23 protein-coding genes and 1 pseudogene are annotated in these 23,452 nt (G+C 61.3%); all 24 read left to right on the plus strand.

What is annotated here, in order from left to right; all coding sequences use genetic code 11:
* The first annotated feature begins 56 nt into the window (after positions 1-56).
* The 24 genes and pseudogenes from fliD (at position 57) to flhB (ending at position 23,348) form a co-directional block, all read left to right on the plus strand.
* Positions 57-1,487, plus strand: coding sequence for a flagellar filament capping protein FliD (fliD, locus tag ACYAR8_RS13385; RefSeq protein WP_463580136.1), 1,431 nt, complete (start codon positions 57-59; stop codon positions 1,485-1,487).
* 120 nt (positions 1,488-1,607) lie between these two features.
* Positions 1,608-2,003, plus strand: a complete 396-nt coding sequence (fliS, locus tag ACYAR8_RS13390; RefSeq protein WP_074892998.1) for a flagellar export chaperone FliS — start codon at positions 1,608-1,610, stop codon at positions 2,001-2,003.
* A gap of 11 nt (positions 2,004-2,014) precedes the next feature.
* On the plus strand, positions 2,015-2,311 hold the full coding sequence (fliT, locus tag ACYAR8_RS13395) for a flagellar protein FliT (protein WP_065987286.1): 297 nt from the start codon (positions 2,015-2,017) through the stop codon (positions 2,309-2,311).
* 169 nt (positions 2,312-2,480) lie between these two features.
* Positions 2,481-3,956: a sigma-54 dependent transcriptional regulator gene (locus ACYAR8_RS13400; RefSeq protein WP_074892996.1), complete on the plus strand. Its 1,476-nt coding sequence runs from the start codon at positions 2,481-2,483 to the stop codon at positions 3,954-3,956.
* Between the two features lie 139 nt (positions 3,957-4,095).
* Entirely contained in the window at positions 4,096-5,361 is a 1,266-nt protein-coding gene (locus ACYAR8_RS13405; RefSeq protein WP_463580137.1) for a sensor histidine kinase, read from the plus strand.
* Positions 5,358-6,764, plus strand: coding sequence for a sigma-54-dependent transcriptional regulator (locus tag ACYAR8_RS13410; protein ID WP_108122557.1), 1,407 nt, complete (start codon positions 5,358-5,360; stop codon positions 6,762-6,764). The genes ACYAR8_RS13405 and ACYAR8_RS13410 overlap by 4 nt, the downstream gene beginning before the upstream one ends.
* Before the next feature lie 249 nt (positions 6,765-7,013).
* A complete protein-coding gene (gene fliE, locus ACYAR8_RS13415) occupies positions 7,014-7,343 on the plus strand; it encodes a flagellar hook-basal body complex protein FliE (RefSeq protein ID WP_065987290.1) in 330 nt (109 codons plus the stop codon).
* A gap of 14 nt (positions 7,344-7,357) precedes the next feature.
* A complete protein-coding gene (gene fliF / locus ACYAR8_RS13420; RefSeq protein WP_463580138.1) occupies positions 7,358-9,136 on the plus strand; it encodes a flagellar basal-body MS-ring/collar protein FliF in 1,779 nt (592 codons plus the stop codon).
* Positions 9,129-10,145, plus strand: coding sequence for a flagellar motor switch protein FliG (gene fliG / locus ACYAR8_RS13425; RefSeq protein WP_065987292.1), 1,017 nt, complete (start codon positions 9,129-9,131; stop codon positions 10,143-10,145). The genes fliF and fliG overlap by 8 nt, the downstream gene beginning before the upstream one ends.
* Before the next feature lie 15 nt (positions 10,146-10,160).
* Positions 10,161-10,976 carry a flagellar assembly protein FliH gene (gene fliH, locus ACYAR8_RS13430; RefSeq protein ID WP_074892988.1) on the plus strand — a complete coding sequence of 272 codons (816 nt, stop codon included), beginning with the start codon at positions 10,161-10,163 and terminating at the stop codon, positions 10,974-10,976.
* Positions 10,966-12,324, plus strand: a complete 1,359-nt coding sequence (gene fliI, locus ACYAR8_RS13435; protein ID WP_463580139.1) for a flagellar protein export ATPase FliI — start codon at positions 10,966-10,968, stop codon at positions 12,322-12,324. The genes fliH and fliI overlap by 11 nt, the downstream gene beginning before the upstream one ends.
* A 6-nt stretch (positions 12,325-12,330) precedes the next feature.
* Positions 12,331-12,780, plus strand: a complete 450-nt coding sequence (fliJ, locus tag ACYAR8_RS13440; RefSeq protein WP_074892984.1) for a flagellar export protein FliJ — start codon at positions 12,331-12,333, stop codon at positions 12,778-12,780.
* Positions 12,781-13,535: 755 nt separating this feature from the next.
* Positions 13,536-13,850 (plus strand): STAS domain-containing protein, encoded by a 315-nt coding sequence (locus tag ACYAR8_RS13445; RefSeq protein WP_074892982.1) that lies wholly within the window; start codon positions 13,536-13,538, stop codon positions 13,848-13,850.
* A 2-nt stretch (positions 13,851-13,852) separates the two neighbouring features.
* Complete coding sequence (locus ACYAR8_RS13450; protein WP_074893021.1) at positions 13,853-15,559, plus strand: ATP-binding SpoIIE family protein phosphatase; 1,707 nt, start codon at positions 13,853-13,855, stop codon at positions 15,557-15,559.
* Positions 15,560-15,588: 29 nt separating this feature from the next.
* A complete protein-coding gene (locus tag ACYAR8_RS13455) occupies positions 15,589-15,981 on the plus strand; it encodes an Hpt domain-containing protein (RefSeq protein WP_463580140.1) in 393 nt (130 codons plus the stop codon).
* A gap of 115 nt (positions 15,982-16,096) precedes the next feature.
* A complete protein-coding gene (locus tag ACYAR8_RS13460) occupies positions 16,097-17,533 on the plus strand; it encodes a flagellar hook-length control protein FliK (RefSeq protein ID WP_463580141.1) in 1,437 nt (478 codons plus the stop codon).
* Positions 17,534-17,771: 238 nt separating this feature from the next.
* Positions 17,772-18,278, plus strand: a complete 507-nt coding sequence (gene fliL, locus ACYAR8_RS13465; protein ID WP_074892978.1) for a flagellar basal body-associated protein FliL — start codon at positions 17,772-17,774, stop codon at positions 18,276-18,278.
* A 9-nt stretch (positions 18,279-18,287) separates the two neighbouring features.
* Entirely contained in the window at positions 18,288-19,256 is a 969-nt protein-coding gene (fliM, locus tag ACYAR8_RS13470; protein ID WP_074892976.1) for a flagellar motor switch protein FliM, read from the plus strand.
* Positions 19,257-19,317: 61 nt separating this feature from the next.
* The gene (gene fliN, locus ACYAR8_RS13475; RefSeq protein ID WP_074893017.1) at positions 19,318-19,776 is read left to right on the plus strand and encodes a flagellar motor switch protein FliN; all 459 of its coding nucleotides are present in this window, start codon (positions 19,318-19,320) and stop codon (positions 19,774-19,776) included.
* 60 nt (positions 19,777-19,836) lie between these two features.
* Positions 19,837-20,274: pseudogene (gene fliO, locus ACYAR8_RS13480) on the plus strand (flagellar biosynthetic protein FliO); the annotation flags it as partial.
* A 101-nt stretch (positions 20,275-20,375) separates the two neighbouring features.
* On the plus strand, positions 20,376-21,119 hold the full coding sequence (gene fliP / locus ACYAR8_RS13485) for a flagellar type III secretion system pore protein FliP (protein WP_074892974.1): 744 nt from the start codon (positions 20,376-20,378) through the stop codon (positions 21,117-21,119).
* A 25-nt stretch (positions 21,120-21,144) separates the two neighbouring features.
* Entirely contained in the window at positions 21,145-21,414 is a 270-nt protein-coding gene (gene fliQ, locus ACYAR8_RS13490; RefSeq protein ID WP_074892972.1) for a flagellar biosynthesis protein FliQ, read from the plus strand.
* Positions 21,415-21,421: 7 nt separating this feature from the next.
* Positions 21,422-22,207, plus strand: a complete 786-nt coding sequence (fliR, locus tag ACYAR8_RS13495) for a flagellar biosynthetic protein FliR (RefSeq protein ID WP_463580142.1) — start codon at positions 21,422-21,424, stop codon at positions 22,205-22,207.
* A gap of 1 nt (position 22,208) precedes the next feature.
* Entirely contained in the window at positions 22,209-23,348 is a 1,140-nt protein-coding gene (flhB, locus tag ACYAR8_RS13500; protein ID WP_463580143.1) for a flagellar biosynthesis protein FlhB, read from the plus strand.
* Positions 23,349-23,452: the final 104 nt, after the last annotated feature.

Below are 23,452 nucleotides of genomic sequence, written 5' to 3' on the forward strand. Positions count from 1 at the left end.
TGCCTGTGGCATTGCGGGCTCGTCAAATTGCCGACTACAACTGAAAGGAGACTCACATGGCTAGTCCTATTACCCCTTCCACCGGCCTCGGCTCGGGCCTGGCAATCGGTGAGATTGTTACCGCGCTGGTCAACTCCGACAAGCTCGCGAAGCAAACCCAGATCACCACCCAGACCAAACTGGTCACCACGAAAATCTCCGGCATTGGCACGCTGACAAGTGCGATGACCGCATTTCAGACCGCACTGACCAACCTCGGCAAGACCGACACCCCTGCGTTCGCCGGTTATGCGGCAAAAGCTTCCGATGCGACCAAGCTATCCGTCACGTCCGACAACTCGGCCGTACCCGGTACCTACAGCATCAACGTCAAAAACCTTGCAACGGCTTCGAGTGTCGCCAGTGCTTCTTTTGCCGGCGGGACCACCAGTGCTATTCCGAGTGGCGATTTGACCCTCACTCAAAATGGCATTGACACCAAGATCACCATTCCGTCCGGCGCTACGCTGGCGTCGGTCGCCAAGCAGATCAATGCGCAATCCGCGACGTCGAACATCAGCGCCAACATCATCACCGATGACAACGGCTCACGCCTGGTATTCAGCTCCACGGTGACGGGCAAGGGCACGGACATCACGGCCTCCAGCACGACGTCCAGCGAATTCAATATCGCTGCTGGCGCCAAGCTCGATCCGGCCAGCAAAACCAGTGCGGGCTACATCGACGCGCAAGCGGTCGACGCCAGCCTGACGGTCAACGGCCTGACCATCACCAGCGCCAGCAACACCGTGGACAAGAGCCTCGGCGGCGTGTCCATGACACTGGTGGGGGGGACGGGTCCTTCGACTGTGACGGTGTCGGCGAACAACGATGGCCTCAAGGCCTCGCTGCAAACCTTCGTGGATGCCTACAACAACGTCGTCAAAGCCGTGTCCAGCGTCACCAAAGCGACGGTCAGCGACACCCCGGATAAAACCACCGGTGCCACGGTCACCCCGGCGGCATTGACCGGCGATGCATTGCCGCGCTCGATTCTTTCAGCGATTCGCGATCAATTGGTAACTTCAGGAGCACCCGGCGGTATTTCCGTGCTCTCCCAGTTGGGTATTACCACCGGACAGTCCGACGGTACGCTCAGCCTCGATGCCAAGAAGTTCACCGCCGCGATGGATCAAGGCCTTGCGGGCGACGTGCAGCAGCTCTTCAGCGGCACAGACAGCACCAACGGCTTGCTGTCTCGGATGAAGGCTGCCATCACGCCGTACACCCAGACCGGCGGCATCTTGTCCACGCGCACCAGCAGCCTTAACAAGCAGCAGACTGATCTGCAGAACCAGCAGACGGCGCTTGACCTGCGTGTGACGACCCTGACCGCCACCCTGACTGCCAAATACAACGCGATGGACTTGCTGGTGGGGCAGTTGAAAGCCTCCGCGACAAGCATTACCTCGTTCTTCGACTCGCTCAACGCGCAGAAAAACGCGTAAACGTTGGCGCGCTGAAAATGACCCGGCCCCCAGTGCCGGGTTTTTGGCATCTGGCCTTAAAGTTTTCTCAGGCCGTGTCGATACCCTCACTATAGAAACTTCGTTGCGCGAGGTAAGACAATGAACCGTATGGCAGCCCTTCGGCAGTATCAGAAGGTCAACTCACAAGCCCAGACCGCCGTGGCCACGCCACACCGTCTGGTGCAGATGCTGATGGAAGCAGGCCTGGACCGTATTGCCCAGGCCAAGGGCGCCATCGAGCGTAAGGACATCCCCGCCAAAGGGCTGTTGATCGGCAAGGCGATTGAAATCATCGGCGGCCTGCGTGAAGGTCTGGACATGGAAAAACAGGCTGCAGCCCTGGCCCACGTCGACAACCTGTACGTCTACCTGATGAAGCGTCTGGCGGAAGCGAACATCAAATCCGATCCAAAAATCCTTGATGAAGTCAGCGGCCTGCTGACCACGGTCAAGGAAGGCTGGGACGGGATCGGCGACCAGCAACCCGTGCTCTGAAGGAGAAACCCATGAGCGTTGCACTCAAGCGAATCGAAGAAACCCGTGAAGCCTTGGTCGATGCCCTCGAGCAGCGAGACTGGGAGGCAATCGGCCAGCTCGATATGGCCTGCCGGGCCTGCGTCGATGAAGTCATCAGCCAGGCGAGCAACGATGAACCTGAGTTGCGAACAAATCTGGAAGAGCTGCTAGGCGTCTACCGCAAGCTTATTGACGTCGCTGTGGGCGAACGTCAAGCGATCGTCGACGAAATGTCTCAGATCCAGCGAGCGAAAAGCGCGGCAAAGGTTTACCATCTGTTCGGTTGACACTTGGTCCATAGCCAAAATATGTACGCCATAAATTTGACTGTGTACGGTTTTTTGACTTAACTAGTGAAGTTCACTAATTTCGGTGATTGACACGTCTCAACGGACGAAACGAAAGCCAAGCTTGCCCGTGACCGGGCATCGAGTTGACTAGGGAAGTTGCTATTGCATGTGGCGTGAAATCAAAATCCTGCTGATCGATGACGATAGCCAGCGCCGCCGCGACATGGCGGTGATCCTGAATTTTCTGGGTGATGAGAACCTGTCCTGCTCCAGCACAGACTGGCAGCAAGTCGTGGGCTCGTTGACCTCCACCCGAGAAGTGCTTTGCGTGCTGGTCGGCAGCGTGAACGCCCCGGGCAGCCTTCAAGGCCTGCTCAAAACCGTGGCCGCGTGGGACGAGTTTCTCCCGGTCCTGCTGATGGGCGAGAACTCCTCGGGCGAACTGGCGGACGATCTGCGTCGCCGGGTCCTCTCCACCGTCGAGATGCCGCCCAGCTACAGCAAACTGCTGGACTCCCTGCACCGTGCCCAGGTCTATCGCGAGATGTACGACCAGGCCCGTGAACGTGGGCGTCAGCGCGAACCCAATCTTTTCCGCAGCCTCGTCGGCACCAGCCGTGCGATTCAGCACGTCCGTCAGATGATGCAGCAGGTCGCCGACACCGACGCCAGCGTGCTGATTCTCGGTGAATCCGGCACCGGCAAGGAAGTCGTCGCCCGTAACCTGCATTACCATTCCAAGCGCCGCGATGCGCCGTTCGTGCCGGTCAACTGCGGCGCGATCCCGGCCGAGTTGCTCGAAAGCGAACTGTTCGGCCACGAGAAGGGCGCCTTTACCGGCGCCATCACCAGCCGCGCAGGGCGCTTTGAACTGGCCAACGGCGGCACGCTCTTTCTCGATGAAATCGGCGACATGCCGCTGCCGATGCAGGTCAAACTGCTGCGCGTCCTGCAGGAACGCACCTTCGAACGCGTGGGCAGCAACAAGACCCAGAGCGTCGACGTGCGCATCATTGCCGCGACGCACAAAAATCTTGAAGACATGATCGTGATCGGCAGTTTCCGCGAGGATCTCTACTACCGTCTCAACGTGTTCCCGATCGAAATGGCGCCGTTGCGTGAGCGTGTGGAAGACATTCCGCTGCTGATGAACGAGCTGATCTCGCGCATGGAACACGAGAAGCGCGGGTCGATCCGCTTCAACTCCGCCGCCATTATGTCCCTGTGCCGTCACGGCTGGCCGGGCAACGTTCGTGAGCTTGCCAACCTCGTCGAGCGCATGGCGATCATGCACCCGTACGGTGTCATTGGTGTCTCCGAGCTGCCCAAGAAGTTCCGCTACGTCGACGACGAAGACGAGCAACTGGTCGACAGCCTGCGCAGCGATCTGGAAGAGCGCGTGGCCATCAACGGCCATACGCCGAACTTCGCCAACAGCGCTTTGTTGCCGCCTGAAGGTCTGGACTTGAAGGACTACCTCGGTGGTCTGGAGCAGGGCTTGATTCAACAGGCGCTGGACGATGCAAACGGGATCGTCGCGCGCGCCGCCGAACGTCTGCGCATCCGCCGCACCACGCTGGTGGAGAAAATGCGCAAGTACGGTATGAGCCGCCGTGAAGGCGACGAGCAGGTCGAAGACTGACTGTCGATTGACGCGTCAAAAATAAACCGCTGATTTTTCAGCGGTTTTTTTTCGGCACGAGGATTGCTATGTCTCTTGGAACATACCGTTTACTGACGGTTCGCTACCCGAGAGATCAACTATGCCCCAGGCCGCTCAGATGTCTTCCGAACCCGGTTCAGCCATTGGTTCGTTAGTGCAGCAGTCCCCGGAAGTGGCGAGCAGGCAAGGCCTTGAACAGGCCTTCGCGCTGTTCAGCCAGATGTCGACTCAGCTGACCGATTCCTACGGCCTGCTGGAAGCACGGGTCACCGAGCTCAAGGGCGAGCTGGCCGTGGTCAGCGCTCAGCGCATGCAGGAACTGGCGGAGAAAGAACGCCTGGCGAACCGCCTTCAGAACCTGCTTGATCTGCTGCCCGGCGGCGTCATCGTTATCGACGGCACCGGCATGGTCCGCGAGGCCAATCCCGCTGCGCTGGATCTGCTGGGCGAGCCGTTGATCGGCATGCTCTGGCGCCACGTCATCGCCCGTTGCTTTGCGCCACGCGAAGACGATGGCCACGAAATCTCCCTGAAGGACGGGCGCCGGCTTTCCATTGCCACCCGTTCCCTGGACGCCGAGCCAGGACAACTGGTGCTGCTCAACGACCTGACCGAGACCCGTCATCTGCAAAGTCAGTTGGCACGTCACGAGCGCTTGTCGTCCCTGGGTCGCATGGTCGCGTCACTGGCCCATCAGATCCGTACGCCGCTGTCCGCCGCCATGATTTACGCCAGCCATCTGGCCGAACAGGCGCTGAACGTCGAGACCCAGCAGCGCTTCGCCGGACGACTCAAGGAGCGCCTGCACGAGCTTGAGCATCAGGTCCGCGACATGCTGGTGTTTGCCCGTGGCGAACTGCCGCTGACTGATCGGGTGACGCCGGCCGCGCTGGTCGCCGCCCTCGAATCCGCCGCCCAGACTCACGTGCGTGACGTGGCCGTGCGCTGGCAGTGCGACAGCCCTGCGGGCGAATTGCTGTGCAACCGCGACACGCTGGTCGGCGCGTTGCTCAACCTTATTGAAAACGCCGTCCAGGCCAGTGCCGGGCAGAGTAACGAGCGGCGCCGCATCAAGATCCATGCGTATAACCGTGGCAACACATTGCGCCTGTGTATCAGCGACAGTGGCAGCGGCATCGAGCCGGCCGCGCTGGCCCGCATCGGCGAGCCCTTCTTCACCACCAAAACCACCGGCACCGGCCTCGGCCTGGCCGTTGTCACCGCTGTGGCGCGGGCGCATCAGGGGCGTGTCGACTTCCGCTCGCGTCCGGGCCGTGGCACCTGCGCCATCGTCTCGTTGCCGCTGATTCCAGGGGCTGGCAATCAGGCTTGCAATGGAAGTGAGGCGAGCCCGTTGGCGATTTCTTCGGGTGATCGCTCATGACCATTAACGTGCTGCTGGTTGAGGATGACCCATCTTTGCGTGAAGCGCTGGGCGAAACCCTGGCGCTGGCCGGCCATGCCTATCAGGCGGTCGGTTCGGCGGAAGAGGCGCTGATTGCCGCTGCGGATTCGTCGTTCAGCCTGGTGGTCAGCGACGTCAATATGCCCGGCATGGACGGTCACCAGTTGCTCGGCCAGTTGCGCAGCCGCTACCCGCAGCTGCCGGTGCTCCTGATGACCGCCCATGGCACGGTCGACCGCGCCGTTGAGGCGATGCGTCAGGGCGCTGCCGATTACATGGTCAAGCCTTTTGAACCCAAGGCATTGTTGGCCCTGGTGGCTCGCCATGCATTGGGTCGTCTCGGGCCGGCCGATGGCGAGGGTCCGATTGCGGTCGAACCTGCCAGCGTGCAGTTGCTCAGTCTCGCCAGCCGCGTGGCCAAGAGTGATTCGACGGTGTTGATTTCAGGCGAGTCCGGCACGGGTAAAGAAGTCCTGGCGCGTTTCATCCATGAGCAATCGCCCCGTGCCGGCAAGCCGTTTATCGCGATCAACTGCGCGGCTATTCCGGACAACATGCTCGAAGCCACCCTGTTCGGTCACGAGAAGGGTTCGTTCACCGGTGCCATTGCCTCCCAGGCTGGCAAGTTCGAGCAGGCCGAAGGCGGCACCATTCTGCTGGACGAGATTTCCGAGATGCCCATGGGTCTGCAGGCCAAGCTGTTGCGTGTGTTGCAGGAGCGGGAAGTGGAGCGGGTCGGTGCGCGCAAGCCCATTGAACTGGACATCCGTGTACTGGCGACCACCAACCGCGATCTGGCGGGCGAAGTGGCCGCAGGGCGTTTCCGCGAAGACCTGTTTTATCGCCTTTCGGTGTTCCCGCTCGCGTGGCAATCCTTGCGCCAGCGTCCCGCCGACATTCTGCCGCTGGCCGAGCGTCTGCTGGCCAAACACGTCAATAAAATGAAGCATGCCCCGGTGCGGCTGTCGGCCGAGGCGCAGAAGTGCCTGGTCAGCTACCCCTGGCCGGGCAATGTCCGCGAACTGGACAACGCGGTGCAGCGGGCGCTGATTCTGCAGCAGGGCGGGGTGATTCAGGCGGAGGATTTCTGCCTGACCGGTCCGGTGACGTTCGCCGCCGCGCCGACGCCTCAGGTGTCGGCAGTCGCGACTGGCGCCATGGAAACGTCGCCTGATACGAGCGGCGGGGAAGGGGCTGGTGCCCTGGGTGAAGACCTGCGTCGCCGTGAGTTTCAGATGATCATCGACACCCTTCGCGCCGAACGCGGCCGTCGCAAAGAGGCCGCCGAACGCCTCGGTATCAGCCCGCGTACGTTGCGCTACAAGCTGGCGCAGATGCGTGATGCGGGCATGGATGTCGAAGGGTTTCTGTTTGCCTCCTGAACCTGCCTGAAAAGACCTGTGGGAGCCGGCTTGCTGGCGAATGGCGAGTGTCAGACGCATCATTTTTACCTGACCCGTCGCCTTCGCCAGCCAGCCGGCTCCTGCGTTTATATGGCTGTCTAAATCCCCGTCCGAACACTTTCATCAAACGTGGCATATTGCCGCTATTGGTCTGGCACCCTTGTTGCTAATGCTTAGGTAACCGCTGAATCCGTGTCAAAAATTTGCGGCCCTTTTGAGAGAAACGTCATGACCCAAGGTGTTGAATTTAATCGCTTGATGTTGGACATGCGCTCCATGCAAATGGACGCCATGGCTCAGCCCAAGGCAATCGCAGCGCCAGAACAGGCCGGTGCGAGCAGTTTCGCTGACATGCTCGGCATGGCAGTGAACAAGGTCAACGACACCCAGCAGGCGTCGAATCAGCTGTCGACCGCGTTCGAGATGGGCAAGAGCGGCGTGGACCTCACCGACGTGATGATCTCCTCGCAGAAAGCCAGCGTGTCGTTTCAAGCGCTGACCCAGGTACGCAACAAGCTGGTTCAGGCGTACCAAGACATCATGCAAATGCCGGTTTGAGGACGATTTAAGTCATGGCCGAAGCCGTCGTCGATAACGTACCCGCCAAAACGGGTGCGCCAGGAAGCAAGCCGCCAATGTTCGGGCTGGCCTTCCTGCAAAATCTCTCCGAGATGACCATGCTGCGTCAGGTCGGCCTGATGGTGGGCCTGGCTGCCAGCGTGGCGATTGGTTTTGCCGTCGTGCTTTGGTCGCAACAGCCGGATTACAAGCCGCTCTATGGCAGCCTGTCGGGCGTCGACACCAAGCAGGTGATGGACACGTTGGCCCAGGCCGACATTCCCTACACCGTCGAGCCTAATTCCGGCGCGCTGCTGGTGAAGTCCGATGACCTGTCCCGCGCCCGCATCAAGTTGGCCGGTGCCGGCATCGCGCAGACCGACGGCAACGTCGGTTTTGAAATCCTCGACAAGGATCAAGGTCTGGGCACCAGCCAGTTCATGGAGGCCACTCGCTACCGTCGTGGCCTGGAAGGCGAACTGGCGCGGACCATCTCCAGCCTCAACAACGTCAAGGGCGCCCGCGTTCACCTGGCGATTCCGAAGAGTTCGGTGTTCGTGCGTGATGATCGCAAGCCAAGCGCTTCGATTCTGGTTGAGCTGTATGCCGGTCGTTCGCTGGAGCCGGGTCAGGTGCTGGCGATCATGAACCTGGTCGCAACCAGCGTTCCTGAACTGAGCAAGTCGCAGATATCTGTCGTCGATCAGAAGGGTAACCTGCTGTCCGATCAGGCCGAGAACTCCGAGCTGTCCATGGCCGGAAAGCAATTCGACTACACCCGCCGCATGGAAAGCATGCTGACCCAGCGTGTGCAGAACATTCTGCAGCCGGTGCTTGGCAATGACCGTTACAAGGCAGAAGTGTCGGCAGACGTTGATTTCAGCGCCGTCGAGTCCACCGCCGAAAGCTTCAACCCGGACCAGCCTGCCTTGCGTAGCGAGCAGACGGTCAACGAACAACGCTCCAGCAGCAGCGGTTCAGGGGGCGTACCCGGTGCACTGAGCAACCAGCCGCCAGGTCCGGCGACTGCGCCACAGAACGCCGCAGCCGGTGCTGCCGGTGCCGCAGGCGCCATTGCACCGGGCCAACCGCTGCTGGACGCCAACGGTCAACAGATCATGGACCCGGCCACCGGTCAGCCGATGCTGGCGCCGTACCCGGCCGACAAGCGTAACCAGTCGACCAAGAACTTCGAGCTCGACCGTTCCATCAGCCACACCAAGCAGCAGCAGGGCAAGGTCAATCGCCTCTCGGTTGCGGTGGTGGTCGATGATCAGGTCAAGGTCAACCCGGCCAACGGCGAGACGACAATGGTCCCGTGGACCGCCGATCAACTGGCGCGCTTCACCCGTCTGGTGCAGGACGCCGTCGGCTTCGATGCCAGCCGTGGCGACAGCGTCAGCGTGATCAACGTGCCGTTCTCCACCGATCGCGGCGAAGTCATCCCCGACATTCCGTTCTACTCGCAGTCGTGGTTCTGGGACATCGTCAAACAGGCCATGGGCGTGCTCTTCATCCTGGTGCTGGTGTTCGGTGTGCTGCGTCCGGTGCTCAAGGGCATCACCAACCCGCAAGGCAAGCGCCTGGAGGGCGACTCCGAGCTGGGCGGCATGGTCGGGATGGACGGTGAATTGTCAAACGACCGCGTCAGTCTGGGCGGTCCGCAAAGTATTCTGTTGCCGAGCCCTACCGAGGGTTATGACGCACAGCTCAACGCAATCAAGAGCCTTGTGGCCGAGGACCCGGCGCGTGTAGCCCAGGTCGTCAAAGAGTGGATCAACGCTGATGAGTGATAGAGCCGCTGCGCTTAAATTGACCCGCGTGGATAAGGCCGCGATTCTGCTCCTTACCCTGGGTGAGACGGACGCCGCGCAGGTCTTGCGCCACATGGGCCCGAAAGAGGTCCAGCGGGTTGGCGTGGCCATGGCGCAAATGCGCAATGTGCACCGCGAGCAGGTCGAGCAGGTGATGAGCGAATTCGTCGACGTGGTCGGCGATCAAACCGGTGTCGGCATCGGCTCGGACGGCTACATCCGCAAGATGCTCACCCAGGCACTGGGCGAGGACAAGGCCAACGGCCTGATCGACCGGATCCTGCTGGGCGGCAACACCAGCGGTCTCGACAGCCTCAAGTGGATGGAACCGCGCGCGGTGGCCGACGTCATCCGTTTCGAGCACCCGCAGATTCAAGCGATCGTCGTCGCCTACCTGGACGCCGATCAGGCCGGTGAAGTGCTCAGCCATTTCGACCATAAAGTGCGCCTGGACATCATCCTGCGCGTGTCGTCGTTGAACACCGTGCAACCGGCGGCGCTGAAAGAATTGAACCAGATCCTCGAGAAGCAGTTCTCGGGCAACGCCAACACGTCGCGTACCACCCTGGGTGGTATCAAGCGTGCGGCGGATATCATGAACTTCCTCGACAGCTCGATCGAAGGCCAGCTCATGGATTCGATCCGCGAAGTGGACGAAGACCTGTCGACACAGATCGAAGACCTCATGTTTGTCTTCAACAACCTGTCCGACGTCGACGACCGGGGTATTCAGGCCTTGCTGCGCGAAGTGTCCTCCGATGTGCTGGTACTGGCACTGAAGGGCTCGGACGACGCCATCAAGGAAAAGATTTTCAAGAACATGTCCAAACGTGCCGCCGAACTGCTGCGCGACGACCTGGAAGCCAAAGGCCCGGTTCGCGTCAGCGACGTGGAAGGCGCCCAGAAAGAAATTCTCACCATTGCCCGTCGTATGGCGGAGGCCGGGGAGATCGTTCTTGGCGGCAAAGGTGGCGAGGAAATGATTTAAGCGTAGGTGTCGTTGATGTCCAGCTCCGATAAAGCACCACCCAGTGAGCTCATCCGCGCACAGGATTTGCGCGGGATCGACGTCTGGGCCTTGCCCAGCTTCGACCCGCACGTGGAAGCACCCGAGCCGGAACCGGTGGTTGAGGAAGCCGAGCTCGCCGAAAGCGAAGAAGTGCCGCTGGAAGAAGTCCAGCCGATGACCCTGGAAGAGTTGGAAAGCATCCGTCAGGACGCCTACAACGAGGGGTTCGCCATCGGTGAGAAAGAGGGCTTCCACAGCACCCAGCTCAAGGTTCGTCAGGAAGCGGAAGTGGCTCTGGCGGCCAAGCTCGACAGCATGGAAGTGCTGATGGGGCATCTGTTCGAACCCATCGCCGACCAGGACGCGCAGATCGAGAAATCGATGGTGTCACTGGTCGAGCATGTGGTCCGCCAGGTCATCCAGCGCGAGCTGAAAACCGACTCCAGCCAGATTGGCACGGTGCTGCGCGAAGCGTTGCGGCTGCTGCCAATGGGCGCGGCTAACGTGCGTATTCTGGTCAATCCCCAGGACTTCGCGCTGGTCAAAGCCATGCGTGAGCGTCACGAAGAGACCTGGCGCATCCTTGAAGACGACGCCCTGCAGCCGGGCGGCTGCCGGGTCGAGAGCGAGCACAGCCGCATCGACGCCTCCGTCGAGGCGCGGATCAGTCAGGCCCTTGGCAAAATGTTCGATCAGCTGCACGAGCAGGCCCTGCACCCGGCGCCGCCCGATGTGACCATTGAGCTGGAAGAGGCGCTCCAGAGCGCCGAGAAAACCACTTACCCGCTGGGTGCTGTCGATGCGCCTTGAACGTACCAGTTTCGCCAAGCGCCTGAGCACGTACCCCGACGCGATCGCCCTGCCTGTGCAGCCGATCGTCGAAGGGCGACTGCTGCGCATGGTCGGCCTGACCCTCGAAGCCGAGGGCCTTCGCGCCGCCATGGGCAGCCGCTGCATGGTGATCAACGACGGCAGCCATCAACCGGTCGAAGTCGAAGCCGAGGTCATGGGCTTTTCCGGTGGCAAGGTGTTCCTGATGCCAGTCGGCAGCGTTTCGGGGATTGCACCCGGCGCTCGCGTCGTGCCGCTGCCGGACACCGGCCGTCTGCCCATGGGCATGACCATGCTCGGCCGCGTGCTGGATGGCGCCGGTCGCCCCCTCGACGGCAAGGGCGGCATGAAAGCCGAGGACTGGGTGCCGATGGACGGCCCGACCATCAACCCGCTCAAGCGCAACCCCATCAGCCAGCCGCTTGACGTGGGCATTCGTTGCATCAACGGTTTGTTGACGGTGGGGCGCGGTCAGCGTCTGGGCCTGTTCGCCGGTACCGGCGTGGGCAAGAGCGTGCTGCTGGGGATGATGACCCGCTTCACCGAGGCCGACATCATCGTCGTCGGGCTGATCGGCGAACGGGGTCGCGAGGTGAAGGAATTCATCGAGCACAGCCTGGGCGAGGAGGGCCTCAAGCGCTCTGTCGTCGTGGCGTCTCCGGCGGATGATGCGCCGTTGATGCGTCTGCGCGCCGCGATGTATTGCACGCGCATCGCCGAGTATTTTCGCGACAAGGGCAAGAACGTTCTGTTGCTGATGGATTCGCTGACCCGTTTCGCCCAGGCCCAGCGGGAAATCGCCTTAGCCATCGGCGAGCCGCCTGCGACCAAGGGCTATCCGCCTTCGGTGTTTGCGAAGCTGCCCAAGCTGGTGGAGCGCGCCGGTAACGCCGAGGCGGGCGGTGGCTCGATCACGGCGTTCTACACGGTATTGTCCGAAGGCGACGACCAGCAGGACCCGATCGCCGACTCGGCCCGGGGCGTGCTCGACGGCCACATCGTGCTGTCGCGGCGACTGGCCGAAGAAGGCCATTACCCGGCCATCGATATCGAAGCGTCGATCAGCCGGGTGATGCCGTCGGTGGTCGATCCGCAGCACATGGTGCAGGCGCAGTATTTCAAGCAGTTGTGGTCGCGTTATCAGCAGAGCCGCGATCTGATCAGTGTCGGTGCGTACGTGGCCGGCGGCGATCGCGAGACTGACCTGGCGATTTCGCTGCAGCCGCAGTTGGTGAAGTATTTGCGCCAGGGGTTGCAGGAGAACGAGAGCATGCAGAGCAGCGAGGAGCAGTTGGCGAAGATTTTCAATCCTCAGGCCGGCGGTTAATCGGCCATGGCACTCAGTCGTGCAGGCCGTCTGGCGCCGGTGGTCGAGATGGCCGAGAAGGTCGAGAAGGCCGCCGTGCAGCGCCTGGGGCATTTTCAGGGGCAGGTGCGGCTGGCGGAAACCAAGCTGGGTGAGCTGGATAAATTCCGCTCCGATTATCAGCAGCAGTGGATCGACAAGGGTGCCCATGGGGTGTCGGGTCAGTGGCTGATGAATTATCAGCGCTTTCTCAATCAGTTGGAGACGGCGGTGGCGCAGCAGCGTCAGAGTCTGGCGTGGCATCAGAATAATTTGAACAAGGCGCGCGGCGAGTGGCAGAAGGCGTATGCGCGGGTGGAGGGGCTGCGCAAGCTGGTGCAGCGGTATATCGATGAGGCGCGTGCGCTGGAAGATAAACGCGAGCAGAAATTGCTGGATGAGTTGGTCCAGCGACTCCCTAGGACCGAACAGTTTTAAGGGCATCTGCCTGGGGGCAGATTGTTTCGCCTTCGGCGAGTTACTTTTAAAAAGCACTAAAAGTAACCAAAAGTGCCTGCTCCTGGTTTGGCCCTCCTGCGTCGGGTTCCCTCACTCCGGTCTTGCTCCGTGGGCCCGCGCCGAACGGACATCCATGTCCTGACGGCGCTCTCGCCGCATCCATGCGGCTCGGCCCACTGCGCAAAACCTGCGCTCGGCCTGCACCCAAGTCGCGTTTTGTGTTGTCTGGACTTTTTGCGCAGGAAGGGCAAAAGCGACGGCAACGGCAACGGCAACGGCGAGGGCGAGGGCGAGGGCGATGACATAGTGGGACCGGCTTTAGCCGGGAAGCTTTTGATCTGCTTTTGATCTGCTCTTGATTTTCGTACACAAAAATCCCAAACACCGCCAATCGCGACTTGGGTGCAGGCTGAACGGAGGTCTCGTGGAGTGGGCCGAGCCGCATGGATGCGGCGAGAGCCGCCCCCCGCCATGGATGGCGGATGGCGGCGGGCCCACGGAGCGAGACCGGAGTGAAGGAACCCCGACGAAGGAGGGGCCCAACCAGGAGCAAGCACCCTTGGTTACTTGGGGTGCTTTTCCAAGTAACTCGCCGAAGGCGAAACGTCTGCCGTTAGGCAGACGCTCTTGATCTAGAGCGCCTGAAACCCAAGTAAAAGCTAACGATTTGCCACGCCTCACAAGGGCTGCTAAAACTCAAGCGTCTGGCGCTGTTTCATACAAGGAATTTGCCAATGTCAGTAACCTCCGAACGCTCCGCCGATGGCCAAGAACTGACCATCACCATCAAGGGACGCTTCGATTTTTCGACGCACCAGGAATTCCGGAGCGCCTACGAACCCAAAGAAAAACAGGCCAGCCGCTACAAGGTCGACCTGAAAGACACCCACTACCTCGACAGCTCCGCGCTGGGCATGCTCCTGCTGCTGCGTGACCACGCCGGCGGCGAAAGAGCCGACATCCAGCTGGTTAACTGCAACAACGACGTGAAGAAAATTCTGGATATCTCCAACTTCTCCAAACTCTTCAACATCGTCAAAACCGCCTGATGATGCCGTCTGCCTCCGATCGCCTGACGGTCCTCATCGCCGATGACAACGTCAGCGACCGGATGCTCCTGTCCGCCATCGTCAGCCGCCAGGGCCACGACGTTCTGACCGCCAGCGACGGCGCCGAAGCCGTCGGTCTATTCGAGCGTCGGCGGCCGCAACTGGTCTTGATGGACGCCATGATGCCGGTCATGGACGGTTTCGAAGCCGCGCGCCAGATCAAGACGCTCGCGGGCGACGCGCTGGTGCCGATCATCTTCCTGACGTCGCTGACCGAAGGCGAAGACCTCGCCCGTTGCCTCGACGCCGGCGGCGACGACTTCGTCGCCAAGCCCTACAACCAAGTGGTGCTGGCCGCAAAGATCAACGCCATGAACCGACTTCGCGTGTTGCAGGAAACCGTCCTGCATCAGCGAGACCTGATCACCCGTCACCATAAATACCTGCTTAACGAACAGCGCGTGGCCAAGGCGGTGTTTGATCAGATCGCCCACTCCGGATGCCTGAGCTCGCGCAACATCCGGTACCTGCAGTCGCCCTACGCGCTGTTCAACGGTGACCTGCTGTTGGCGGCGTGGTCGCCCTCCGGCAACATGCACCTGCTGCTCGGGGATTTCACCGGTCATGGTCTGCCGGCGGCGGTGGGCGCGATGCCGCTGGCCGAAGTGTTCTACGGCATGACCGCCAAGGGATACGGTTTGCCCGAAACCCTGCGGGAGATGAACGCCAAGCTCAAACGCATCCTGCCGGTCGACATGTTCTGCTGCGCCGCGCTGCTGTGCCTGAACTTCAAGCAGCAACTGGTCGAGGTCTGGAACGGCGGCCTGCCGGATGGTTACCTGCTGCATGGCGACGGCCGGCCGCATACGCCGCTGATTTCTTCAAACGTGCCCCTCGGTGTGTTGAGCGCCGGCAGCTTTGACGACAACACCCAGGTGTATCCCTTCGGGCCGGGGGATCGGGTGTTTCTGCTGTCCGATGGCGTGGTCGACAGTACCGGCCAGGACGGCGAACTGTTCGGCGCCCGGCGTTTGCAGAATGTGCTGGTGAGCAACCGCAACCCGGCGCTGTTGATCGAAGAAGTGCAGTGGGCCCTGGCGCGCTTTCGCGGCCAGGCGCGGGATGACGTGAGCATGGTCGAAGTGGCATTCACCGAGCCTGACTTGCTCGGCCCGCCTTCTGTCATTTACACCGACAGCGGCGATTCGAGTCCGCTGGATTGGTCCGCTTCGTTCGAATACCGCGCGGCAACCCTCAAGCGATTCAACCCGCTGCCGTATCTGTTGCAACTGGTGCAAGAGGTGCATGGCTTGCGCATGCAGAGCAGCGAGCTGTATATCGTGCTGTCGGAGTTGTACAGCAATGCGCTGGAGCATGGTGTGCTCGGGCTCGACTCGGCGCTGAAACGCGACGCCGCAGGTTTTGGGCTTTACTATCAGCAACGCGCCGAACGCCTCGATCGTCTGGAAGACGGTTTTATTCGCATCGATTTCCAGGTCGTCCCGAACGGCGAGGGCGGTCGCCTGACGGTGCGGGTGCAGGACAGCGGTGCAGGTTTCGACTCCGATCGCGTGCTGGCGCTGCCGCCTGCGGTCACCCAATTGTCCGGGCGCGGCCTTGCGCTGGTCCGGCAACTCAGCGACCGCTGTCAGTGGTCCGATGATGGCCGGACGGCCAGCGTGGAATTTGCCTGGGAGGGTCTGGCATAATCCGCGCGTCTTGATCAAGGAGTGAACAAGTGTCGAATAATCCTGTGGACTTCAACGTGCTCAGCACGCTGCGTGACGTGATGGAAGCTGAATACCCGGCGCTGTTGCAGGTGTTCATTTCCGATTCCGTCAGCCGGGTCAACGACATGACCCTGTTGCTGCGTGACCCTGCCTTTACTACGTCCTCTATCGCCTCGCTGCAACGCCTGGGCCTGATGGCCCACAGCTTTAAAGGCAGCACCGGCAACATGGGCGCCACGCACTTGTCCGAGCTCTGCCTGCAACTGGAAGAACAAGGGCGCGGGTTAGTGACCGCGGACGACGCTCGGATAAGGCTACTGGTGTCCGAGATCAAGGAGGAATTCTGCGCCGTCAGGAAGGTTTTCGAAGACGAGCTGCAGCTCTGCACTGCCAGCCACTGAGCCGGGTGTCCCAACCCGGCCTTCAACTTGATATTCGCCTTTAATCCAGCCAGTCGACGCACTTGGCCCGTCATTTGCTTTGTCTCTCTGTAATTGTGCTCTTGCGGAGATTCACATGGCCCTCGCCAACAACCCATTACTGACGGCTTTGACAGCGGCCAAAGTCCAGAAAGCCGGGAATACCTCGGCGGCAAAGGCGCCGGACCCCGTCAAGCACAACACTTCCAGCTTCTCTGACGTCTTCGCCAGGCAGACGCCGCTCAAGTCCAACAGTGCTGATAACCCGGCGCCGAAGCCGGCAAGCGCCAAGAGTTCGGCAGCGGACGACAAGCCCGCCGCCAGCCATACGTCTGCCGCCGATGACAAGACCGTTGCCGATAACGGCAATGGCTTGCCTGCCAAACCGGTGAACGGCAAAACGGACGACGATGCGGGCGCTGGCAAGAGTCAGGCTGACGACAAGGATGACGCCGCCGACACGGGTCAGGACCCGACGGTGGCGGATGCAGCTGCGGTCGATCCCACGCAGGACCCGGCCCTTGCCGTCACGCCGCCGGTTCAAGAGCCCTTGGCCGTCGCGCCTCCCGTTGACCCGGTGGTGGATCCGGCGCTTCTCGCCGGCGCGCTGCCCGTGATGCTGCCGCCTGCGGTGCAGGCGCCTTCCGACGCAACCGAGACAACCGACGCAGCCGGCGATGGTTTCGATCCCTCCGCCGATCCGCTGGAAGGCTTGACCGCCGTGCAAGTCGCCCTGGACAACAAGGCGCAGCAGGCGGCCGGGAACAACGGTGTGCATGGCGACGGCAAAGGTGGGGGCAAGCAAGACCCGAACGCCGATCCTTCGCAACTGCTGGCCAATAACCTGGCGGCGCTGGGCGACCAACCCGTGGACAAGAGCACCACCGAAGGCGGCGGCGACAAAGCGTTCAGCGGCTTGCTCGCTGACGGCCTGAAAGACGTGAAGGGCGCCACCAGCGATACGCGAATGGATAACTTCGCCGACCGGCTGGCGGCCTTGTCACAGGCCGCTCAGGTGAAAAACACCTCGGCGTCGGCCCCGGCCACGCCACTGCTCAATCAGCCGCTGGCGATGAATCAGGGCGGATGGACCGAAGGCGTGGTCAACCGCGTGATGTACCTGTCGAGCCAGAACCTCAAGCAGGCGGACATCCAGCTGGAGCCCGCTGAACTGGGTCGTCTGGACATCCGCGTCAATATGGCGGCGGACCAGCAGACCCAGGTCACGTTCATGAGCGCCCATGTCGGTGTGCGTGAAGCGCTGGAAAGTCAGATGTCGCGGCTGCGTGATTCCTTCGTTCAACAGGGCATGGGTCAGGTCAACGTAAACGTCTCCGACCAGTCCCAGGGCTGGCAGCAACAGGCGCAGCAGCAGTCGGGCGGTGACGGTCAACGCAATGGCGACAACAGCCGCGTCAACGGTGCCGGTGGCAGCGACCTCATCGCCGATGGTGCTCCGGTGGATGCCGCCTCGGCCGCCGCCAACGCACCCCTCACCGTCGTGGGTTCCAGCGCAGTCGATTATTACGCCTGAAAACGCCCTGCCAACGCTGGGGCGTTTTCAGTAGCGGCAAGTGGCTAGCTGCAAGCGGCAAGTAAAAGCAGGATCAAGAGCGGCAAGTGTGTGGGAGACCCCGGTTTCTCAGGCCTTGCCGCTTTTTGCATTAGCTTGCCGCTTACTTCTTGCAGCTTGAAGCTGACCATGTGGCACAACCCTTGCTCTTCCTCTGTCACGCAACACCGAACCCCTTGGATAGTGACGGATTATTGGCATGGCGAAGAGTGACGACGCAGCAGTGGCGGACCCTGCAAAAAAGGGCAAGTTAAAAGTCATCATCCTCATAGTGGTGGGGCTGCTGCTGGCCATTGGTGTGTCGGTGGGCGCGACCTGGTTCATCATGCACAAGGCCGAGAGCAAGCCGGATGCAGCCGCCATTGCGGAAGCGGCGAATGCCAAAAAAGAGGCGATCTTCGAACCCCTGACGCCGCCCTTCGTCGTCAACTACAACGTCAACGGCCGTCAGCGCTACATGCAGGTCAGCATCACCTTGCTGGCCCGTGACAAGGCCGACCTCGAAGCGTTGAAAGCGCACATGCCGGTCATCCGTAATAACCTGGTGATGATGTTCTCCGGTCAGCCATTCGATACCATCGCAACGCCGGTGGGTATGGAAATGCTGCGCCAGAAAGCTGCAGCCGTGGTCCAGGAAGTGGGCCAGAAAGAGCTGAGCAAGAGCGTGATCGAACAGGTACTTTTCACTAACTACGTACTGCAGTAGGACCACGACATGGCCGTGCAAGACCTGCTGTCCCAGGATGAGATCGACGCGCTGCTGCATGGCGTCGACGACGGTCTGGTGCAGACCGATAGTGTTGCCGATCCTGGCAGCGTAAAAAGTTACGACCTCACCAGCCAGGATCGGATCGTCCGCGGACGCATGCCGACCCTGGAAATGATCAACGAGCGTTTCGCCCGCTACACCCGCATCAGCATGTTCAACCTGCTGCGCCGCTCCGCCGACGTGGCCGTGGGGGGTGTGCAGGTGATGAAGTTCGGCGAATACGTGCACTCGCTGTACGTGCCGACCAGTCTCAATCTGGTCAAGATCAAACCCCTGCGCGGCACCGCGCTGTTCATCCTCGACGCCAAGCTGGTGTTCAAGCTGGTGGACAACTTCTTTGGCGGCGATGGCCGTCACGCCAAGATCGAAGGGCGTGAATTCACCCCGACCGAGCTGCGCGTGGTGCGCATCGTGCTGGATCAGGCCTTCATTGATTTGAAAGAAGCCTGGCAGGCGATCATGGAAGTCAACTTCGAGTACATCAACTCGGAAGTGAACCCGGCCATGGCCAACATCGTTGGTCCGAGCGAGGCCATTGTGGTGTCCACGTTCCATATCGAACTGGACGGCGGTGGCGGCGATCTTCACGTGACCATGCCGTACTCGATGATCGAGCCGGTGCGCGAAATGCTCGACGCCGGTTTCCAGTCGGACGTCGACGACCAGGACGAACGCTGGGTCAATGCGCTCAAGCAGGATGTGCTAGACGTGTCGGTGCCGCTGCGCGTCGCGGTCGCCACGCGTCAGCTCAAGCTGCGCGACATCCTGCACATGCAGCCGGGCGACGTGATCCCGGTCGAGCTGCCGGAACACCTGGTCATGCGCGCCAACGGCGTGCCGTCCTTCAAGGTCAAACTGGGTTCGCACAAGGGCAACCTGGCCCTGCAAGTGGTCGAACCCATAGAACGCCGGTGACCCTCCGTCGCCGACAAAACGAATGTGCTGCGTTAACGAATCAATGTTCCCCGAGGCAACCATGGCTAATGACAACGATATGACTTCTGCAGACGACCAGGCTCTGGCCGACGAGTGGGCTGCTGCACTGGGTGAATCCGGGGACGGGCAAGCGGACATCGACGCGCTGCTGGCCGCCGACGCCGGCAATTCCGCCAACCGCATGTCGATGGAAGAATTTGGCGGCGTGCCGAAAAACAACGGCGCGGTCACGCTCGACGGCCCTAACCTGGACGTGATTCTTGATATCCCGGTGTCGATCTCCATGGAAGTGGGCAGCACCGACATCAACATCCGCAACCTGCTGCAGCTCAACCAGGGCTCGGTGATCGAGCTGGACCGTCTGGCCGGCGAGCCGCTGGACGTGCTGGTCAATGGCACCCTGATCGCCCACGGCGAGGTGGTGGTGGTGAATGAGAAGTTCGGCATCCGTCTGACCGACGTGATCAGCCCGAGCGAACGTATCAAGAAGCTGCGTTAAGTGCGCGGCGTGATCAGAACCCTGTCGAGCCTGCCGCTGCTGGCGTTGTCCTGGGCCGTGATGGCGGCGGATCCGGCGACGCCTGGCGCGCCTGCTGCAACGACGGCGACGACATCGGCTGCCGCGACGGCTGCGACCACAACGCCGGCGGTCACTGCGCCGGTGGCCGGTACCCTGAGCGGCGGGATGGCCGGCCAGTTGCTGCAACTGGTGCTGGGTCTGCTGCTGGTGATCGGGCTGATCTTCGTGCTGGCCTGGCTGATGCGCCGGGTGCAGCGTGCGGGCCCGGCCGGCAATCAGGTGATCAAGCTGGTCGGCTCCCGCGCCCTGGGGACTCGCGATCGGCTGGTGCTGGTGCAGGTCGGCAACGAACAGGTTCTGCTTGGCGTATCGCCCGGCAGCATCACCGCATTGCACGTGATGAACGAGCCGGTCGACGTTCCCGACCCACAAAGCGTCCAGCCGGAATTTGCAAAGCGCTTGCTTGAAGCGCTGGGCAACAAGGGCGCGGCCGGGCAACGCCCGGGCAAGACTCTGTTCGGTGCCGCAGGTAAGAAATCAGGTACGCCAGGTACTTCGGATCAGAAGGACACGAACTGATGCGCATTGTTTTGACGCTGCTGTTGTTGCTTGCAGCGCCGTTGGCGTTCGGCGCCGATCCGTTGTCGATCCCGGCCATCACGCTGGGCACCGGCGCCAACGGCCAGCAGGAATATTCGGTCAGCCTGCAGATCCTGCTGATCATGACCGCGCTGAGCTTCATCCCGGCGTTCGTCATGCTGATGACCAGCTTTACGCGGATCATCATCGTCTTCTCGATCCTGCGTCAGGCCCTGGGCCTGCAACAGACGCCGTCCAACCAGATCCTCACCGGCATGGCGCTGTTTCTGACCATGTTCATCATGGCGCCGGTGTTCGACCGGGTGAACAACGATGCCTTGCAGCCGTACCTGGCGGAAAAACTCACCGCTCAGGATGCCGTGGCCAAGGCCGAAGTGCCGATCAAGGACTTCATGCTGGCGCAAACCCGTTCAAGCGACCTTGAGCTGTTCATGCGCCTGTCCAAGCGCACCGACATTGCGACCCCTGATGCGGCGCCGCTGACGATTCTGGTGCCGGCGTTCGTCACCTCCGAATTGAAAACGGCGTTCCAGATCGGCTTCATGATCTTCATTCCGTTCCTGATCATCGATCTGGTAGTGGCGAGTATCCTGATGGCCATGGGCATGATGATGCTGTCGCCGCTGATCATTTCCCTGCCGTTCAAAATCATGCTGTTCGTGCTGGTGGATGGCTGGGCGCTGATCATCGGCACCCTGGCCGGCAGTTTTGGTGGCGTATGAACCTGTCTGATGTGGAGTGCGCAGCATGACCCCGGAAGTAGCCGTCGACCTGTTTCGCGAAGCGCTGTGGCTGACCACGACCATGGTCGCCATTCTGGTGGTGCCAAGCCTGGTGGTTGGTCTGATCGTCTCGATGTTTCAGGCCGCGACGCAGATCAACGAACAGACCCTGAGCTTTCTGCCTCGTCTGTTGGTCATGCTGGTGACACTGATCGTCGTCGGCCCGTGGATGGTGCGCACCTTCATGGAGTACATCACCAACCTGTACACCAGCATTCCCCAAGTGATCGGCTGACCCCTCGATGGAACCTGTGCTGGCGTTGACCGACACCCAGATCAGCACCTGGGTGGCGGCGTTCATGCTGCCGCTGTTTCGCATCGGCGCGCTGCTGATGACCATGCCGATGATCGGAACCGCGCTGGTGCCCAAGCGCGTGCGGCTTTATCTGGCGCTGGCGATCACCGTCGTCGTCGCGCCAAGCCTGCCACCGATGCCCGCCGTAAGTGCCCTCGACCTCAGCGGTCTGCTGCTGATCGCGCAACAGATCATCATTGGCGCCGGGCTCGGACTGTCGCTGCAGTTGTTTTTCCAGACCTTCGTGATTGCCGGGCAGGTCATCGGCATCCAGATGGGCATGGGCTTCGCGTCGATGGTCGACCCGGTCAACGGCGTGTCGATCGCGACGGTCGGGCAGTTCTTCACCATGCTCGTGACCCTGCTGTTCCTGGCCATGAACGCCCATCTGGTCGTGTTCGAAATCCTCATCGAGAGCTTCACCACCTTGCCGGTGGGGCAGGGCTTCGCTACGGCGGACATCTGGCTGCTGGTGATGCGTCTGGGCTGGGTGCTCGGCGCGGCGCTGGTGCTGGTGCTGCCGGCGATCGCTGCACTGCTGGTGGTCAACATCGCCATGGGCGTGATGACCCGCGCGGCACCTCAGCTGAATATCTTTTCGATCGGTTTCCCCCTGACGCTGGTGCTGGGCATGGTGATTCTGTGGATCACCCTCGGCGACATCCTCAATCAATACCAACCGCTGGCGGTCAACGCCTTGCAGTTGCTCAGAGACCTGGTCAAGGCGCGCTGACATGGCCGAAAGCGAGAGTGGTCAGGACAAGACAGAAGACCCCACGGACAAACGCAAACGCGACGCCCGGGAGAAGGGCGAGATCGCCCGCTCCAAGGAGCTCAACACGGTTGTGGTGATGATCGTGGGCGCCGCAGGGCTGCTGGCGTTTGGCGGTTCCATTGCGGAAATGATGATGCAGTTGATGCGCGACAATTTCACCATCACCCGCGAGGCGATTCTCGACGAGCGCAGCATGGCGATCATGCTGATGGCCTCGGGCAAGGCGGCCCTGGTGTCGGTGCAGCCGATTTTGCTGGCGTTGACCGTGGCGGCGTTCGTCGGCCCCATTTCCCTGGGCGGCTGGCTGTTTGCCGCCGGTTCGCTGGCGCCCAAGTTCAGCCGCATGAACCCGGCCGCCGGCATCAAGCGGATGTTCTCGCCCAAGGCGCTGATCGAGCTGCTGAAGTCGTTTGCGAAGTTCTTGATTGTGCTGGCAGTTGCGCTGGTGGTGCTGATGAAGGACAAGGACGATCTGGTTGCCATCTCCAAGGAGCCGCTGGAGATGGCGGTGGTGCACAGTTTGCAGCTGGTGGGTTGGAGCACGCTGTGGATGGCGATGGGGTTGTTGATCATCGCGGCAATCGATGTGCCGGTGCAGTTGTGGGAGTCGCACAAGAAGCTGCTGATGACCAAGCAGGAGGTGCGCGATGAGCATAAGGACAGTGAGGGGCGGCCGGAGGTCAAGCAGCGGATTCGTCAGTTGCAGCGGGAGATGTCGCAGCGGCGGATGATGGCGGCGATTCCCGAGGCGGATGTGATCATCACGAACCCGACGCACTATGCGGTGGCGTTGAAGTATGACGCGGAGCGGGGCGGCGCGCCGATTCTGTTGGCCAAGGGCAGTGATTTCATGGCGCTGAAGATTCGTGAGATTGCGGTGCAGCATGAGATTTTGTTGTTGCAGTCGCCGGCGCTGGCGCGGTCGATTTATTACAGCACGGAGTTGGATCAGGAGATTCCGGCGGGGTTGTATCTGGCGGTGGCGCAGGTGTTGGCGTATGTGTATCAGATTCGTCAGTATCGGGCGGGGCGTGGCAAGCGGCCCGATCCGCTGAGGGATAATCTGCCGATTCCGCCGGATTTGAGGCGGGATTCGTAAGTCTTCTAGATCGTTAAGATCAAGATCAAGATCGTTAAGATCAACGGCGTCTGCCTGGGGGCAGACTGTTTCGCCTTCGGCGAGTTACTTGGAAAAGCACCCCA

Source organism: Pseudomonas sp. HP_01 (assembly GCF_055284355.1).

Coding starts and splice junctions, on each gene's coding strand:
- fliD (WP_463580136.1), top strand. CDS start 57: ATGGCTAGTCCTATTACCCCTTCCACCGGCCTCGGCTCGGGCCTGGCA.
- fliS (WP_074892998.1), top strand. CDS start 1,608: ATGAACCGTATGGCAGCCCTTCGGCAGTATCAGAAGGTCAACTCACAA.
- fliT (WP_065987286.1), top strand. CDS start 2,015: ATGAGCGTTGCACTCAAGCGAATCGAAGAAACCCGTGAAGCCTTGGTC.
- ACYAR8_RS13400 (WP_074892996.1), top strand. CDS start 2,481: ATGTGGCGTGAAATCAAAATCCTGCTGATCGATGACGATAGCCAGCGC.
- ACYAR8_RS13405 (WP_463580137.1), top strand. CDS start 4,096: ATGTCTTCCGAACCCGGTTCAGCCATTGGTTCGTTAGTGCAGCAGTCC.
- ACYAR8_RS13410 (WP_108122557.1), top strand. CDS start 5,358: ATGACCATTAACGTGCTGCTGGTTGAGGATGACCCATCTTTGCGTGAA.
- fliE (WP_065987290.1), top strand. CDS start 7,014: ATGACCCAAGGTGTTGAATTTAATCGCTTGATGTTGGACATGCGCTCC.
- fliF (WP_463580138.1), top strand. CDS start 7,358: ATGGCCGAAGCCGTCGTCGATAACGTACCCGCCAAAACGGGTGCGCCA.
- fliG (WP_065987292.1), top strand. CDS start 9,129: ATGAGTGATAGAGCCGCTGCGCTTAAATTGACCCGCGTGGATAAGGCC.
- fliH (WP_074892988.1), top strand. CDS start 10,161: ATGTCCAGCTCCGATAAAGCACCACCCAGTGAGCTCATCCGCGCACAG.
- fliI (WP_463580139.1), top strand. CDS start 10,966: ATGCGCCTTGAACGTACCAGTTTCGCCAAGCGCCTGAGCACGTACCCC.
- fliJ (WP_074892984.1), top strand. CDS start 12,331: ATGGCACTCAGTCGTGCAGGCCGTCTGGCGCCGGTGGTCGAGATGGCC.
- ACYAR8_RS13445 (WP_074892982.1), top strand. CDS start 13,536: ATGTCAGTAACCTCCGAACGCTCCGCCGATGGCCAAGAACTGACCATC.
- ACYAR8_RS13450 (WP_074893021.1), top strand. CDS start 13,853: ATGCCGTCTGCCTCCGATCGCCTGACGGTCCTCATCGCCGATGACAAC.
- ACYAR8_RS13460 (WP_463580141.1), top strand. CDS start 16,097: ATGGCCCTCGCCAACAACCCATTACTGACGGCTTTGACAGCGGCCAAA.
- fliL (WP_074892978.1), top strand. CDS start 17,772: ATGGCGAAGAGTGACGACGCAGCAGTGGCGGACCCTGCAAAAAAGGGC.
- fliM (WP_074892976.1), top strand. CDS start 18,288: ATGGCCGTGCAAGACCTGCTGTCCCAGGATGAGATCGACGCGCTGCTG.
- fliN (WP_074893017.1), top strand. CDS start 19,318: ATGGCTAATGACAACGATATGACTTCTGCAGACGACCAGGCTCTGGCC.
- fliP (WP_074892974.1), top strand. CDS start 20,376: ATGCGCATTGTTTTGACGCTGCTGTTGTTGCTTGCAGCGCCGTTGGCG.
- fliQ (WP_074892972.1), top strand. CDS start 21,145: ATGACCCCGGAAGTAGCCGTCGACCTGTTTCGCGAAGCGCTGTGGCTG.
- fliR (WP_463580142.1), top strand. CDS start 21,422: ATGGAACCTGTGCTGGCGTTGACCGACACCCAGATCAGCACCTGGGTG.
- flhB (WP_463580143.1), top strand. CDS start 22,209: ATGGCCGAAAGCGAGAGTGGTCAGGACAAGACAGAAGACCCCACGGAC.